Source organism: Cohnella rhizosphaerae (genome assembly GCF_029525575.1).
In the GTDB taxonomy this organism is placed as follows: Bacteria; Bacillota; Bacilli; order Paenibacillales; family Paenibacillaceae; genus Cohnella; species Cohnella rhizosphaerae.
In genome coordinates this window covers 282,167-296,402 of the sequence record NZ_JAPDIA010000007.1, presented here as the reverse complement: position 1 = coordinate 296,402, position 14,236 = coordinate 282,167, and the positions used below count along the sequence as shown (strand labels likewise).

General features: G+C 61.2%; 11 protein-coding genes and 1 pseudogene. 4 read left to right on the top strand and 8 right to left on the bottom strand.

The annotated features are described in order from the left end of the window. Positions 1–10 precede the first annotated feature (10 nt). Positions 11–739 carry an NAD(P)-dependent oxidoreductase gene (locus OMP40_RS19165; protein WP_277533757.1) on the bottom strand — a complete coding sequence of 243 codons (729 nt, stop codon included), beginning with the start codon at positions 737–739 and terminating at the stop codon, positions 11–13. Positions 740–887: 148 nt separating this feature from the next. Between OMP40_RS19165 and OMP40_RS19160 the strand changes: the two genes are divergently transcribed. Further along, positions 888–1,253 (top strand): winged helix-turn-helix transcriptional regulator, encoded by a 366-nt coding sequence (locus tag OMP40_RS19160; RefSeq protein WP_277533755.1) that lies wholly within the window; start codon positions 888–890, stop codon positions 1,251–1,253. Between the two features lie 360 nt (positions 1,254–1,613). Here OMP40_RS19160 and OMP40_RS19155 read toward each other — a convergent pair. Next, a pseudogene (locus OMP40_RS19155) lies at positions 1,614–2,539 on the bottom strand (alpha/beta hydrolase family protein). 102 nt (positions 2,540–2,641) lie between these two features. On the opposite strand from OMP40_RS19155, the gene OMP40_RS19150 reads away from it, so the two are divergent. Further along, positions 2,642–3,088 carry a MarR family winged helix-turn-helix transcriptional regulator gene (locus OMP40_RS19150; RefSeq protein ID WP_277533754.1) on the top strand — a complete coding sequence of 149 codons (447 nt, stop codon included), beginning with the start codon at positions 2,642–2,644 and terminating at the stop codon, positions 3,086–3,088. 29 nt (positions 3,089–3,117) lie between these two features. Here OMP40_RS19150 and OMP40_RS19145 read toward each other — a convergent pair whose 3' ends face one another. Then, a complete protein-coding gene (locus tag OMP40_RS19145) occupies positions 3,118–3,561 on the bottom strand; it encodes a GNAT family N-acetyltransferase (RefSeq protein WP_277533753.1) in 444 nt (147 codons plus the stop codon). A gap of 246 nt (positions 3,562–3,807) precedes the next feature. Here OMP40_RS19145 and OMP40_RS19140 point away from each other — a divergent pair, with 246 nt between their 5' ends. Both OMP40_RS19140 and OMP40_RS19135 read left to right on the top strand, forming a co-directional pair. Beyond that, entirely contained in the window at positions 3,808–4,284 is a 477-nt protein-coding gene (locus OMP40_RS19140; protein WP_277533751.1) for a MarR family winged helix-turn-helix transcriptional regulator, read from the top strand. Positions 4,285–4,301: 17 nt separating this feature from the next. Beyond that, a complete protein-coding gene (locus OMP40_RS19135) occupies positions 4,302–5,240 on the top strand; it encodes an NADP-dependent oxidoreductase (RefSeq protein ID WP_277533748.1) in 939 nt (312 codons plus the stop codon). An 86-nt stretch (positions 5,241–5,326) separates the two neighbouring features. On the opposite strand, the gene OMP40_RS19130 is transcribed toward OMP40_RS19135, so the two are convergent. From OMP40_RS19130 to OMP40_RS19110, 5 genes are all read right to left on the bottom strand, one after another. Continuing rightward, a complete protein-coding gene (locus OMP40_RS19130; protein ID WP_277533747.1) occupies positions 5,327–6,223 on the bottom strand; it encodes a diacylglycerol/lipid kinase family protein in 897 nt (298 codons plus the stop codon). A 127-nt stretch (positions 6,224–6,350) separates the two neighbouring features. Beyond that, positions 6,351–8,099 (bottom strand): polysaccharide deacetylase family protein, encoded by a 1,749-nt coding sequence (locus OMP40_RS19125; protein ID WP_277533746.1) that lies wholly within the window; start codon positions 8,097–8,099, stop codon positions 6,351–6,353. A 41-nt stretch (positions 8,100–8,140) separates the two neighbouring features. Further along, positions 8,141–9,379, bottom strand: a complete 1,239-nt coding sequence (locus OMP40_RS19120; protein WP_277533743.1) for a DegT/DnrJ/EryC1/StrS family aminotransferase — start codon at positions 9,377–9,379, stop codon at positions 8,141–8,143. A gap of 75 nt (positions 9,380–9,454) precedes the next feature. Next, positions 9,455–9,694 (bottom strand): hypothetical protein, encoded by a 240-nt coding sequence (locus tag OMP40_RS19115; protein WP_277533742.1) that lies wholly within the window; start codon positions 9,692–9,694, stop codon positions 9,455–9,457. Positions 9,695–9,707: 13 nt separating this feature from the next. Beyond that, complete coding sequence (locus tag OMP40_RS19110) at positions 9,708–14,057, bottom strand: carbohydrate binding domain-containing protein (protein ID WP_277533741.1); 4,350 nt, start codon at positions 14,055–14,057, stop codon at positions 9,708–9,710. Positions 14,058–14,236: the final 179 nt, after the last annotated feature.

Sequence of the window (14,236 nt, the reverse complement as noted above, 5' to 3'; positions counted from 1 at the left end):
TCCTTCCCGGTTAGTTCGCGGGCATCTCGCTTCGATAGGCGAGACCCACCCTTTTGCCTTTGAACGGCCCTGCAAGCTCCGCATGGTTCAACATGCAATTCGCAGCGTCCTCGTAGGACACATCCAGCTCCTGAAGCCTGCTGAACAGGAGTCCGGCCAATTCGGCTTCGGACAGCTCCCGGATCGTCTCTGGAAGCGCCAGCGGCAAGACTTCCGTCGTTACGTGCAAACGATTGAGAGGCACCTCCGCATTTGACTCGACCATCGTGCCCGGACACATGACCGACCAGTCAAGCCCGGTCCGCCGCAGCCGCTCCAAGTTCCTGTTGTGGTATTGGAAAGCCGGAGGAAAGCCCGGCAAATCGTTGCCGATAAGTCCGGTATGCGGAATATCGAGCAGGCCGGCCCCTCCCATCATCCATACGCGTCCGGAAAAAAGAGGCTGGCGCTCGCACTGGCTAAGGATGTTGTCGACGATGCGAACGAACGTCTCTCCTTGGCCCGCATGGCCGGCGGCCAGTATGGCGACGTCCTGATGCGCTAACGCCGCGAAGACGCTCTCCGGGTCCATGATATCCTGCGCGATCACCGTGACTTGCCCGGCGATCCGCCCTTCTTGCTGCGCATGCAGCTTCTCCGGATCGCGCACGAAGGCGGTCATTTCGTGTCCCGTACGGACGCCCTGCGCCAGTACCCTTTTCCCCGTATTTCCCGTCGCGCCGAACACAACGATTTTCATTTTGCGATTCCCTCTTTCTATGGCAGGATGGATACATGGCGTTGCCCTCGAATTGACTCCAGCCTACCATGAGGCATAAAATCTTCGTAAGCACCCACTTTTTTGTAGGGCACTTACTTAAAAGTAAGCATGACTGAGGAGGGCTGGCATGGAAACGAACGCGGAGACGGCTGCGGAGAGGAAATGCCCCATCGAAACGGTGATCCAATTGTTGGGCGGGAAGTGGAAGCCCCTAATCCTGTGGCACCTGCTGGACGCCGCCAAACGATTCAGCGAGCTGGAAAAGCTGATTCCAGAGGTAACCCAGAAAATGCTCGCGCAGCATCTGCGGGAGCTCGAAGCCGACAAGCTGGTGACGCGGACGATCTATCCTTCGGTCCCTCCAAAAGTCGAGTACGCGCTAAGCGATTATGGGAAAACGATGGTACCGGTGCTGGAGACGATGTGCGCTTGGGGAGAAAACCATAACAGATTAAGCTCGAGGCCGATTGCTCAAGCGATAGCTCCTGTATAGCGTCGTCTGCAGGACAACGCGACAAGACGATAGGGGAAGTATTCTTCCCACCTGAAAAAAACCTTTCCTTGGTGTGCGGCCGGGTGATGTCTCCATCTGGCCGAGGAAAGGTTTCTTTTAGTTTGACAAAAATGAAAGAGGGTGTCCCGCGCGGCGGCGTGTTCCGCTGTGACAGTGACCCGCGAACCGGTCTAAATGGTGCTGTAAAGGAAAAAAATTACTCTGCAGGCTCGCGAGCGGGTCTAATAGGGAGCGGTGTGGCGGCGGGCGTTAGCGGCATTTCGTGCCGCTAACGGCCCACAGGGCGATGTGATGGTGCGCGTTAGCGGCACTCGACGCCGCCAGGCCGCGCGGCCTTGGTCAATGCTTCGACTCGATACGGCCGAGCGGATTGGCGGTCTCCTCCAGCGCTTGGCGGGCTGCCGGCCAACTGGCGTCGTCGAGCTGAAGCGCATCGCGAAGGTAGGCCCCCCGTGATTTGCCGGAGCAACGCGACCCGTTCGGGATGCGCATCCGTCGTTTCCGCGACGTCGTAGCCGGCGATGCCGCCAAGGGTGTGCTCCGCTCCGAAGAGCGTAAGCAAACTCTTGCTGCCCGGACTCAGGAAGTAGGGATCGGTGAACCAATCAGGTCCCCGCGTGGACAGACGGGACTGGTCATGGTCTCCCGCGACCACCAGAGTCGGCGTCTTCATGCCTGAGAAGTCGGGGTTCATGAACGGGAAATGCGCGGCCGCGAACGGACTCAAGTCGGCGCCGCCGCGGCCGGGGGTGGCCAGCAGTACGCCCGCCTTGATCCGCGAGTCGGACATGTCCTCTCCCGATTCGCCCTGGCCGTCTATCACGCGCGCGCCGAGCAGCATGCTGACCGATTGGCCTCCCCCATGAGTGCCCTGCTGCGGCGATGCGGCTGCGGTCGAGGCGTCCCTCGAGGCCCGGAACGGCCGCTTCGATAAGATCAAGCTGGTCGAGTATACGCTTCAGGTCATCCACGCGGAATCGCCAGATGAGCGGCGTGCGGGGATCTTCGGGAGGTAGATTTAACGTCCGCGAGTCGAGATGCGTGGGTTGAATAACCGCGAAGCCGCGGGCGGTCCAGTCGTCGACCAGCGGACCGTAGCTCTCGAGCGACCAGCCGTAGCCATGCGAGAAAATAATGACAGGCAGTCGGCTCCCCTGAGCCGGGGCCGACACGCGCACTTGCAGATCCTCGCCGCGGCCCGGGGCCGGCAGGACGATTGGTTTAAACGAGATAACCGGCGTGAACGTCTTTTCGTTCATTTCCATCGAGAATGTTCCTCCTGATTGAACTGTTATTAGGTTGATACGTCAACTTAAATTTACTATAACGTATTGTGGTTGACACGTCAACCGTGCTATGATGTTGTCATGAATAAGCGCGAACTGAGCCAGGAAGAACTTCAACTATGGTATAAGTGGAAAGGTACCTTTAACAACATCTTCGGCCGCGTCATTAAAGAAATGTCCGAGCATACCGGACTGTCGGAGGGCGACTACGGCGTGTTGGACCGGCTCGACCTCCTGGGAGACGGCAAGCTTCGGCAGCAAGAGCTGGCCGACTCCATGGATTGGGACAAGAGCCGCTTGTCGCATCATCTGACGCGGATGGAGAAGCGCGGACTTGTGACGAGGAAGCCGCTGGACGCGGATCGCGGCGTTCTGGTCGGCATCACCGACGTCGGCACATCGGCATTAAGCGATGCCCGCCCGATCGTCGCCATGGCCATACGCCGGCATTTTCTGGATCAGTTAACCGATCTGGACATTGCGTCGATCACCAAGCTTGCGGAAAAAACGAAAACACGGTCGCCATGACCGTGTTTTTTTGATGCGTATGTCCGGGTTTAACTTCCTCTCCAAGCTTCGAGGCACATCCGCGGCGCGGGTCCGCCTTCGGTCTCGGCCATGCCTATGGCGACGAAGCCCGCCGATTCGTAAAAGCCTGATGCGTCCGGACTGGCCGACACCTCGATGCGCAAGCCGCGACGCGCAATGTCGGCGACCAGCGCGCTTGCGACGCCTTGGCGCATCCAGTCGGGATCGGTGAACAGGTCCTCAAGCTCGAGGAAGCCATCGTCCGGGCGCGCCGAGGCGAAGCCGACGACCCGCTCCCCGGCGACGGCGACTCGCGTGAAGGGCAGCATCGCGTCGTCCCATGCGAACCATTCGGGATGGGCGGCCATGAGCTCTCTTGCGCCTTCGTTGACGAGCGACGCGCGGACAAATATGTCGCGCAGCGCAGCGATATCTTCCGCCGCTGCATGGCGAATGATCACTTCAGCCCGCATCCGATCTCCCCCTAACCGTTCAAGCTCTCTGCGTATATCGGATCTTGAAGACCCGCTCGAAAATTCTTTTCTCTGCTTCGAATAGCCTTTTTCTCTTTTTACCATATTGCGCCGCGCCATGCGATTCATGAAGCTAATTAATTTTATGTTGTCGGCAACATAAAATATGTTGACGGCAACATATCTGCGTGTTATCTTAAGCTCAGGAAATATGTTGACGACCACATAAAAGGAGGGGACACGAATTTGAAGAACAGCGACAACCACGACGACGCTAACGATAATGAAATCGGCGCGGTTACCCGCTTTCCCGTCAGCTTCTCGATTTTCAGCCTTGCGCGTTCGCATCATCGCTTAGCGGGACAGCTGCTTCGGGAAGCGGGCTTGTATCCCGGTCAGGAGCTCGTGCTCATGCAGCTGTGGCACCGGGACGGCCAGTCCCAGAACAGCCTCTCCAGATCGCTTCGCCTCGACCACTCGACCATCGCCAAGTCCGTTCGTCGATTGGAGGACGCGGGACTCGTCTCCTGCAGCCGTTCCGAAGAGGATAAACGGGTCACCCTCGTATCGCTCACCCAGGCGGGGCGGGATTATGAAGCGAAAGTCAATCAAGCGTGGAGCAAGATCGACGAGATGACGATCGAAAATTTAAGCGACGAGGAACAAGCGCAGTTCGTCGCGTTGGCCAAAAAAAATTACGGCTGCGCTAGAGGATTAAACTAAAAAGAGGAGAGATCAACATGTCTAACCCAACCATGCAAGCGATCCGGGTTCACGAATACGGCGGTCCGGCGGTTATGAAGGCGGAAACGGTCGAGCGTCCGGGGGCGCAAGCGGACGAAGCGCTCGTTCGCATCGCGTACGCCGCGGTCATTCCGCTCGACTTCAAAATTCGCAACGGCTGGCTGCAAAGCGTTTTTCCCGTCACGATGCCCTATACCCCCGGCTTCTACGCTTCGGGCGTGATCGAGGCGGTCGGACCGGGCGTAACCGCGTTTAATCCCGGCGACCGCGTGTTCGGCATGATCAGAGGCGCATACGCCGAATACGGCGTGGCCAAAGCCCAGGAGCTGATGACGTTGCCCGACAACCTATCCTTCGAGGAGGCAGCGACGATCAAAGCGGGCGCCGAGGCCGCCTGGAAGGCGCTGTTCACGGAGGGCGAGCTCCAGGCCGGGCAGACCGTTCTGCTTCACGCGGCGGCAGGCGGCGTCGGACAGTTTGCCGTTCAGCTGGCCAAGTGGAAGGGCGCGACCGTCATCGCCACGGCTTCGGCCGCTAACTTGGACTTCGTGAAGTCGCTGGGCGCGGATCAAGTCATCGATTATACGACGACCCGCTTCGAGGACGTCGTCAAGGAAGCGGACCTGGTGGTCGATTCGGTCGGCGGCGAGACGGAGACCAGGTCCTGGTCCGCGCTGAAGAAAGGCGGAATCTTCGTCTCCTTGACGCAGGATCCCTCCCAGGAGAACGCCGGAAAGCATGGCGTTACGGCCAAATTCAATACGAAGCTCCTATCCCGCGAGGACCTCCGTCAGTTGACGGAACTCATGGCCGAAGGCACGATTAAGGCGCAGATCGATTCGATATTCCCGTTAAGCCAGGCGGCCCAGGCGCTGGAGAAAAGCGAAGCCAGGCACGGGCGAGGAAGAATTTTGCTGAAAGCGGACGCCGTCTAACGACGCGAACAACACGCATGCCCATCCGGCTGCGTGTTGCTTTCATTCCTGGCGGACCGTCTTGCCCGCAGCTTCCGCTTCATCCGCTACCCGGCTGCCGCCTCGGGCACGACCACGTCGAGATGACGCGGCAAAATGTCGAGCGCAAGCGGCAGCGGCGGTCCAGCCTCGCCGTCCACGTTCGTGCCGACGGGACTCGGAGAGCTCACCGATACGCGCTTGGCGGTGAAGTAAATAACATCCTTATGATCTTGCAAGTGACCCCGCAGCAGCGACAGTCCCGCCGTGAGCGTACGGAAAAAGCTCAAATCCTTGACGATGAAGCCGTGGATGAGGCCGTCGTCGACGGCGGCTTCCGGCGCCAGCCGCTCGAAGCCGCCGACCGAGTTCGTCAGCGCGGCGATGAACAGCGGCGAAGCGCCTTCCCAGACCGCATCGTCGTAACGGATGACGAGCGGATGCCCGGAGCGGCCCAGCAGATCCTTAGCGCCTTCTTTGAAATAGGCAAACGCGCCGAAGCGGGATTTATCCTCCGACGTGACCGCGGACAGCGTCTCGGCGAGCGGGCCGGCGGCGACGACATTGGCGAACAGCCGCCCGTTCAACCGGCCGACGTCGACCCGCCGCGTCCGGGAGGACGCAAGCGCGGATACCGCCGCCTCCGGATCGAGCGGAATATGCAGCGCCCGCGCGAAGTCGTTCACCGTGCCGAGCGGAACGATGCCGAGCCGCGGCCGGTGCGCCTGATTTTCGAACCCGTTGATCGTCTCGTGCAGCGTGCCGTCCCCGCCGATCGACACGACCAGCTCGCTGCGCGCCTCGCAAGCCTCCGCGCAGAACCGGGTCGCGTCCAGCTCCGCGGCGGTCTCCTTCACCACCACCTCGTAGCCCTGGGCGCGCAGCAGTCCGGCGGCACTCTCCACGAAGGCCGGCGCCTCCTCTTTCCCCGACGAAGGATTCATGATGATGGTCGCCTGCTTCATAACCCGTTCCCCCCTTTTCCATAGCGCATGGCCGTACTTCTGTATATACCCGCAAAGCCGCATTCTTGAGGCGGCAAAAAAACGGCGGCCCTAGGGCCGCCCAAAATCAGACTTACGGGGCGGTGCGTCAATGCCCCGCCTCCTCCTGCGTCGTCACGACCTTCTTCAGGCACGGGACGCCGTATTTGATTGTGAATGGCCCGTCATCCGCTTGCCCGCCCGCATCCCGAACCGCCGGAATCCAAACGACCGCGCCGGCGGCTCCCGGCGAACCCGACACGACCGGGTCTCCCGCGGCGTCGAACCCTTCGCATCGGACCGTGCGGCGGGCGCGCTGCCAATCGTTGATTCGTCTGCTCGTCCAGAACGAGAAGCCGCGCCTGCGCGCTTCCTCCGCGATTCGGCCCACGGCGGCGGCGACGTCGGACTGTCCGTGGATATGATTCTGATGGGAGAGGAAATGCGCGACGCCCTCCACCCGAGCTGCCTGCTCCAGGAAGGTAGGGACGACGCTGAAGTCGGCCAGCGCATAGTGGTCGATGTCCTGCGTCAGAAAGCCGATCTCCAGCACGTCGTACAGCCTGTTGCCCTCGTCCGCCCAGGCGATCGGGAAATACGGGTGGCAAGTGCCGAACAGAAAACCGACGTTTCCTTTTTTACTCGGTCCCCGTGTCTGATCGACGCCGATCCCCGCCCTTTCGCACCAGGCGAACAACTCTCCCCAGCCTTCGAACCGGGTATAGTGGTTTTTATTGGAGACGACCTCATCGATGTCCGCGGCCTGCTTCAACCAGGCAAGCTGCCGGTTGAACGCTTCTTCCGACCAGACGCCGTTGTCCATGTCCAATCCATTAAAATGAAAGGCTAATTCATGGCCGGCCTGCTTGACTCCGGCATATACCTCGGGAGAATAACCCGGCTCGAGCATGCACCAGGTCGAAGTCAGGCCGTTTTCTTTTAGAACCTCCAGCGTACGCACGGCCTGCTCATCCAGATTCAGATCGCTGTCGTGAGAAAACAGGGCTGCGGCCTTCACCCCGTCCGGCCACTGGCCGACGAACGGGAGCGCAAGTCCCGCTTCCGCAGCCCGCCCGACAAGGTGGCCGATCGCGGCCTCGCGCCAGTAATCCGCATAGGGATAGGCAAAGAATGGCGTGCCTGTCTCCGTTCGGCGGCGGTCCAGCTCCCAATCCATTGCGCAGCAGTCGTCCGCCTTTAAAGTGCCTTCGTCGATATCGGCCGTCCCGTCGCCAGCCGGCATGCCGTCTTCCAAAACCGGTCCCGTCCCTTGCTGCATCGCTACGACCGTGACCGGAATGTTAACGGACCAGCGGTCGATCCATCCGCTTCCGACCGCGAATCGCTGCAGCGCGGCCCCGGCGCGTTCGCCATCGGGACGCCGGCTCCGCAAGACGCCGCTGTCCGCAGCCTGTACCGATGCCATTGCCGTCGGGCTCGAGCGCGCGATCCACGGCTTGGCTTGCAGGAAGCGCAACGGCGGCATCTCGTCCCGCAGTTCGCCCGGCCTCTCGCCGCCCTCCGCCAGCTTGGCGTATCCCGGCCCGAACTCAGGCAACGGTCGGCAGCCCAGCTTTCTGGCCAGACAGCCGATTCCCGCGTAAGAGACGACGATGCCGCCCTTTTCCGCAAAGCGCCAAAGTGCGTCTGCCGTCGCCGCCGTCTCTTCCGCACAGGCGACGATCACGATGTCATACCGTTCGTTGTCCAGACCGGCGGGGCCTTCCGCCTCTTCGAACGGGACACCCGCATGGGCCAAAATTTCCGCGATATAACGCTCGAATGCGTTGATTCCGAAGCGCCAGCGACGCTCGGCCTGTCGGCGGTCGAACAGGATCGCGACCTTTGCCAGTCTCATGGCAGTCTCACCCTTACGTTCTCCGCGGACGTTGCCCGCGTTTATTTTTTTCCGAAATGAAGCGAGACCTTGCGGATCGCCGCGACGATCTCGTCGATGTCCGTATCCGTATAAAATTCCTTGATCGGCAGCGTGACCGCCGTCCGCAAAATATCCTCCGCGACCGGACACAGCCCTGCTCCGTACGCAATATCCGTCAATTCGAACGGGAAATGGCTGCCCGCATAAGCGGACCGCTCCTGAAACAGCGGACTCATGTAGACGGCATGACGGATATACCCCGCCCCGTTGGGAATCCCCTCCGCCAAGAGCGCCTGACTGAACGCTTCGCGCGTGCACGTAAGCGCCTCAACCTGAAGACGCAGCATATAAAACCAGCAGGTGTTCGTTGCGCCCTCCGTCACCAGCGGCACGGCAATTCCCGGCAGCCCCCGAATCCCGGACGTAATCCGTTCCCCGTGACGCTGCCGGGTCGCGCAAATCCAGGGCAGCTTCTTCAACTGGGCGATGCCGACCGCGCCTTGCAGTTCGGTCATGCGATAGTTGGGCGCAAGGCCGTCGATATCCCGGGAGACGGCGCTCCCCAGCCGGCGATAATTTTTGTCGGCAAAGGCGTGGACCGTCTCGTAATCCGACGCGTTGCCCGAGTTGACCGTCACGATTCCGCCGTCGCCCGTAGAGATATGCTTGAAATCGTTCGTGCTGAAGCAGCCGTAATGGCCGATCGTCCCGACATAACGCCCCTTGTACTTCGCCAGGTAGCTCTGCGCGCAATCTTCGATCACTTTCAGTCCATGCCGCTCGGCAATGGCCATGATCGGATCCATATCGGTCGGATTGCCGGCCAGATGCACGACGACGATCGCCTTCGTCCTCGGCGTGATTCGCGATTCGACCGATCGCGGATCCAAGCAGTACGTGTGCGGATCCAGGTCGGCGAACACCGGGATCGCGTTCTGGTACAGAATGCCGATCACCGTCCCCTGGTCGGTAATCGGGCTCGTAATGACTTCGTCGCCGACAGATACGCCGGCGGCGCCCAGCGCGACATGGATCGCCGCGGTACCGGACGAGGTCGCCACGCTGTACGGAATGCCGTACAAGGCGTTGAAATCGTTTAAAAACTGTTTGACCTTGCGGCCGGCGTGATAGAAAAGCGTATCCTGCTCGAGCGCCTCCAGCAGCTCCTTGGCTTCTTCCAAACCGAACCGTTTGCCCGTTCCGAACGGCTCCGTCTTGACAGGCGGTCCGCCATGTATGGCCAGCTGTTGTTCCACCATCGTTGGCACCTCTCTTGTTCAGAAAAGAAAGCCGTTAAGCGAACCTAACGGCTTTCTGGTTCCGTCATTCTGCTTCTATTGCGCTTCGATCGCGTGCGACCCGGCCGTCAGGCTCAAGCTCAGCACCTTTGTCGCGGCGTTATACGTGTAAGAGCCCCCGCTCAATATCGTTCCGTCCAGCTTCACTTGCGTCGCGGACACTGCATGCAGCGAGACCGTCGTGGCGGCGTTCACGATTACCGTCGCCTTCAGCGTCTGCGCCGCTATATCCAGGTCGGCCGCTGCGCTGAAGGACGACGATGCCTGCAGCAGCACATGCCCTTCGTATTCAAGCGAGGTCCCCCCGCGTCATGGCGTATCCGGCGAACGCGCCGGCAGAGTTGCGGCTGACGACGCTTTGATCGGCGTCGCTGCCGACATCCGCCAGCGAATAGCTGCCCGCCGCCGTGCGGAACAGCACATAATCGGTTACCGCGCTGCCGTCGCCGCGCTCGATTCGGGCGCCGGTGGCGTTCGTTCCCTCCAGCAGTTCGGCGTCGGTCTGCATCTTGGCGTCGATGGCTTCGGTACCCGCCGGCACGAGCCGGATCGCGTCGATGCCGAACGAATAACCGGCGGCGTTCGGATTCTTGCCCGCCACCTCGTAGCGCAGCGTATGCGTTCCGGCAGTCAGATGCACCGTGCCGTGAACCTGCGGCTTCGTCGGGAAGGCGCCGAAGATGCCGTCGTCGATCGCCGATCCGATCGGCTGCCCGTCGACATACGCTTGCACGATGCCATAGTTCGTCGAGCTCTCCATAAACGTCGTCGCGAACGCATAATCGCCCTCGGTATCCGTCTCGACGGTGAACGAGGCGTAATCGCCGACCTCATCCATATTGAGCTGCAAGTATTGGGTGCCCGCACCGTTCACTTTGCCGTAGACCGAAGCCGACGTGCTCATTTGCCCGATGAGATCCTCTGCCTGATAATAGCCGGCATGGTCGAATGGCGCAGCCTTGAGCACCGTCAGGAACCGGTAATTCGTTTGCTTCTGGTCTCCGCTGCGCACCTTGACTTGATAACCGTATTTATCGGCGCCCGAATAGGTAGACACGGTGATCGGCAGCGGCGAGGCCGAGAGGAACTTGGCGGAAAGCTGGGCGCTGCCGTTCTGCACGAATACGTCGTTGCCGTACGCCGTCTGGCCGGGCGCGACGGAAGCGCCGTCCACCTGGTAGTCGAGCAGAGGGCCGCCAAAGAGCACCCAATCGAAATCGCGCGGCGCATCCGCCTGCAAATCGTCCAGCATGACATAGTAATTCGGCTTGACGTACACGATGTGCCGGTCGAACTTCTCCAGCTTCGGATTCAGGTAGGCGCCTGCCGCGGATCCCTTCACGTAATCGTAGGTCGGCGAAGTCATGCCCGGCGTCAGCGCGCCGCCGCCCAAAGAAGACTGCCCGAGCCCGTCGACCTGGATCGTGCTGTGCCCCATGTCGGTCGTAAAATCGTGGATCGTGCCTGCCGGGAAGTCCTGGTACCCCGGATCCCGGCCTATCCACGAACCGTTAACCGAGAGCTGGAAGCTGTTCTGGTCGTGATGGTTGTGACCGGTGGCGAAGTTGTTGCTCTGGAAGGCAAGCAGCGTATCGGTCTTCTCCCAGCCGGAGCGCAAGGCCGCCCAGCCGATCTCCGGAAGCACGGCCGATGTCGGCTTGCCGGTCGGCTGCACAACGGCGCCGTTCGGATTGTAATACAGGAAGTTATCCATGATCTCGGTCGCCGCCGGTTGAGCTTGCGTCAGGTAATAACCTGCGAATCCGTCGTTCAGCCGGTTGTTAAGGATGCTCATGGTCGTGAAGAAATAAGAGCCGTACAGCGAATCCGAAAAGGCTGCCAGACCCGCGCCGCCCGGCGCCAGGAAATAATTCGCCCAGCGTACGGTGAAGTCTTTCAGGAACGGGTGGTCCAACAGTTCGGACGTTCCGGTCACGCGCGCCGTCTGGTCGATCGCCTTCAGCACCATGTCGGTCGAATAGGCCGTGTACAGGAAGCCCTCGTTCTGACCGGAGACCAACCGTTGGTCCAGATACCACTGCATGTAGTTAAAGGCGCGCGTCAGATATTTATTCGTATTGGGATTGCTGCCGTGCAGCACGGAAGCGCCCGCCGCCAATGCGGCTGCCTTTGTGATCTGTCCGTTGCCGTCGATTTTAGCCAGCGTGTTGATGTACAGCGGGATAAGCCCCTTGTTTTCCAGCGCCGTCTCGATTTGCGTCCGTTCCGCCGGCGTGAAGAGACTGTACAGCATATCGTAAGCCGCGCTGACGCCTAGCGTAAAATGTACGGTGTCCAGGCAGGTTCCGCCGCACTCGTACTCCGGATCCGACCAGTTGTTCCAGGCCGCCAGCGCCAGCACGTACGATTTTGCTTTGTTCCCGTAGGCGCTGTCTCCGGTGACGACATAAGCAAGACTCATGGCCTCCAGCCGGTTCTCGATTTCCTTGGCCATGGACGTCCAGTAGGGATAAGCGCCCGAGAAGCCGGGGGGCGGATCGATATGGCCCGGCTGCGCCGGCGGGAGGCTGAACGCCACTGTTTTGCCGCCGATGTACGTAATCGAGAAGCTGTTCGTCTCCGCCAGATAGTTGTCTGCCGCCTGCTTGACCTTGCTCCATAGCTGCTGACCGGTTTGGCCGGTTGGACCTGCCGTTGTGTCAGCCGCTTTGGCCTGCAGCGCGGGAATATCCGCGCTTCCGAAGTAGAGCCGCGGATGGCCCGTCGTTTGAACCGGAAACGTACGGACAGGCTCCGGCGCGATCTCTTCAATCGCCGCGTTGTCGAAGTAGGAGTTGCTGATACCGTTGCTGAGCAGGTAGATCGTCGCGGCCACCGCTCCGGGCGGGGCCTCCGCTTCCACCGAGAGCGGCTGCCACTGTCCCTTCGTCTGACCGGATTGGATGTACACGGCGATCCGTTTGCCCGCGGCGTCCCAGAACTCCAGGTAATAATGCGGCGAGCCCGACACGATGTAGTTCCGGACCGACGCGCGGTAGCTCGAACCGGCCGTGACGGGCACCTTGGCGCTTCGCAGTCCCGATCCGCCGCTAGGATCCGCGTTGGACAGCTTCGCGCTGCGGGTTCCTTCGTAGACGAGATCGGTCGCCGTGACGCCCGGTCTGGAGGCGATGGCTTGCGTCCAGTCGGAGGGCCAGCCTGCGACGGACTCCTCGAAGTCGCCGTTCGGCAGCTTTTTCAGCTCGGCGAGCGGAATGGCGACCAGGGATGCGTCGTCGAAGTAGGTCGTGCCCGCATAGGCCGAATTGCCGTTGAGCAGCAGCGTTGCGGAGACGGCATTGGCCGGGGCCGCTTGCCGGATGGTCATTTTCTGCCATTCGGCAGCCGGGTTGGCCCGTTTGGCATCGACCTTGATTCTGGCGCCCGCGCTGTCCCAGAACTCCAGGTACAGATCGGGCCCGCCGTCCGTCGCGGACACGTAGGCGTATACCGTCGCCCGGTACGCTTGCCCCGGCGTCACGGGAACCTTTGCGCTGCGCAGACCCGGCTGCGCGGCCGGGGAGGGATCTTCAAGCTTCACGCTATTGCTGCCTGTACGCACTTGGGTCGTCGCGACGCCGACCGGGAGCGCGTTGTTCAGCTGCGACCACTGTACCGCGTTACCGCCCGAGGCCAGCTCGAAGCCGCCGTTGGCCAGCAGCTCCGGACCTCTCGTCAAGGAAGCCTGGTCGAAATAAGCCGTACCCGCATAGGCCGAACTGCCGTAGAGCAGCACGGTGGCAAAGGCCGCATTAACCGGCGCCGTCTTGCGCGCGGTCATTCGCTGCCAGTCGTTCGACGCCGTCGCCCTGACCGTCTCGGTCAGGATTCGGGTGCCTGCATTGTCCCAGAACTCCAGGTACAGATCCGGCGCTTCCGTCTGGCCCGGCGGCAGGTATGCGAGCACGGAAGCCTCATAAGAAGCGCCTGGCACGACCGCGACCTGCGCGCTGCGCAATCCGAGCTGCCCCGCGACCGTGGTATCGGCCAGCTTCACGCTGTTCGTTCCGGCATAGGCGTTAAAGGTCGAAATGCCGACCGGCGAGGCCGCATTGAACTGCGACCATTGCGCCGCCGCCGCCCCGCTTGCCGTCTCGAAGCCGGCGTTCGCGAGCAGTTGCGGCGCGGTAGACGGCTCCGGTATGGCGACAAGCGACGCATTGTCAAAGTAGGAGGTTCCCGCATAAGCGGTACTGCCGTAAATCAACACGGTCGCATACAGCGCATTGGCCGGCGCGGTCTTGGCGATCGTCAGCTTCTGCCATTCGCCGAGCGGCGCAGCCCGCTTCGTATCGACCTGAATCCTTCCCGCCCCGTCCCAGAATTCCAAGTACAGATCGGGCCCGCCCGCGCTCGCGGATACGTTGGCGGAGACCGACGCCCGGTAGGTTAAACCTGGCGTGACCGGGATCTGCGCGCTGCGCAAGCCGAGCTGCGCCGAAGCGCTCGGGTCTTCAAGCTTGAGACTATAACTTCCGTCGTAAGGGGACGTCGTAGTCGCTGCGACCGGCAGCGCACTGTTGAACTGCGACCACTGGGTCGGGTATCCGCTCGACGATACGGATTCGAAGGTGCCGTTGGCCAGCAGCTCCGGACCGGTGTCGACCGGTTCCGCGGAGGCGCCCCCCCGGCACGCCAAGTCCGAATCCGTAAGACAACAACAGCAGCGCGATCAGAAGCTTTGCGGCAAACCTTTGGGAATGAACATTAAACACGTTTTCATCTCCTTCGCCTTTTTCGTTTGCGTATTCCGCTTCCCCCCGCCGATCGCCTCCTTTTTCGCTTGGATTATGGAAGCCGCCGGACAGCTTCGTCGCC

Bases quoted from the DNA above. Each gene is read 5' to 3' on its own strand.
- OMP40_RS19150 (WP_277533754.1), top strand. From the start codon at position 2,642: ATGAATAAGCGCGAACTGAGCCAGGAAGAACTTCAACTATGGTATAAG.
- OMP40_RS19135 (WP_277533748.1), top strand. From the start codon at position 4,302: ATGTCTAACCCAACCATGCAAGCGATCCGGGTTCACGAATACGGCGGT.
- OMP40_RS19165 (WP_277533757.1), bottom strand. From the start codon at position 739: ATGAAAATCGTTGTGTTCGGCGCGACGGGAAATACGGGGAAAAGGGTA.
- OMP40_RS19125 (WP_277533746.1), bottom strand. From the start codon at position 8,099: ATGAGACTGGCAAAGGTCGCGATCCTGTTCGACCGCCGACAGGCCGAG.
- OMP40_RS19130 (WP_277533747.1), bottom strand. From the start codon at position 6,223: ATGAAGCAGGCGACCATCATCATGAATCCTTCGTCGGGGAAAGAGGAG.
- OMP40_RS19145 (WP_277533753.1), bottom strand. From the start codon at position 3,561: ATGCGGGCTGAAGTGATCATTCGCCATGCAGCGGCGGAAGATATCGCT.
- OMP40_RS19120 (WP_277533743.1), bottom strand. From the start codon at position 9,379: ATGGTGGAACAACAGCTGGCCATACATGGCGGACCGCCTGTCAAGACG.
- OMP40_RS19160 (WP_277533755.1), top strand. From the start codon at position 888: ATGGAAACGAACGCGGAGACGGCTGCGGAGAGGAAATGCCCCATCGAA.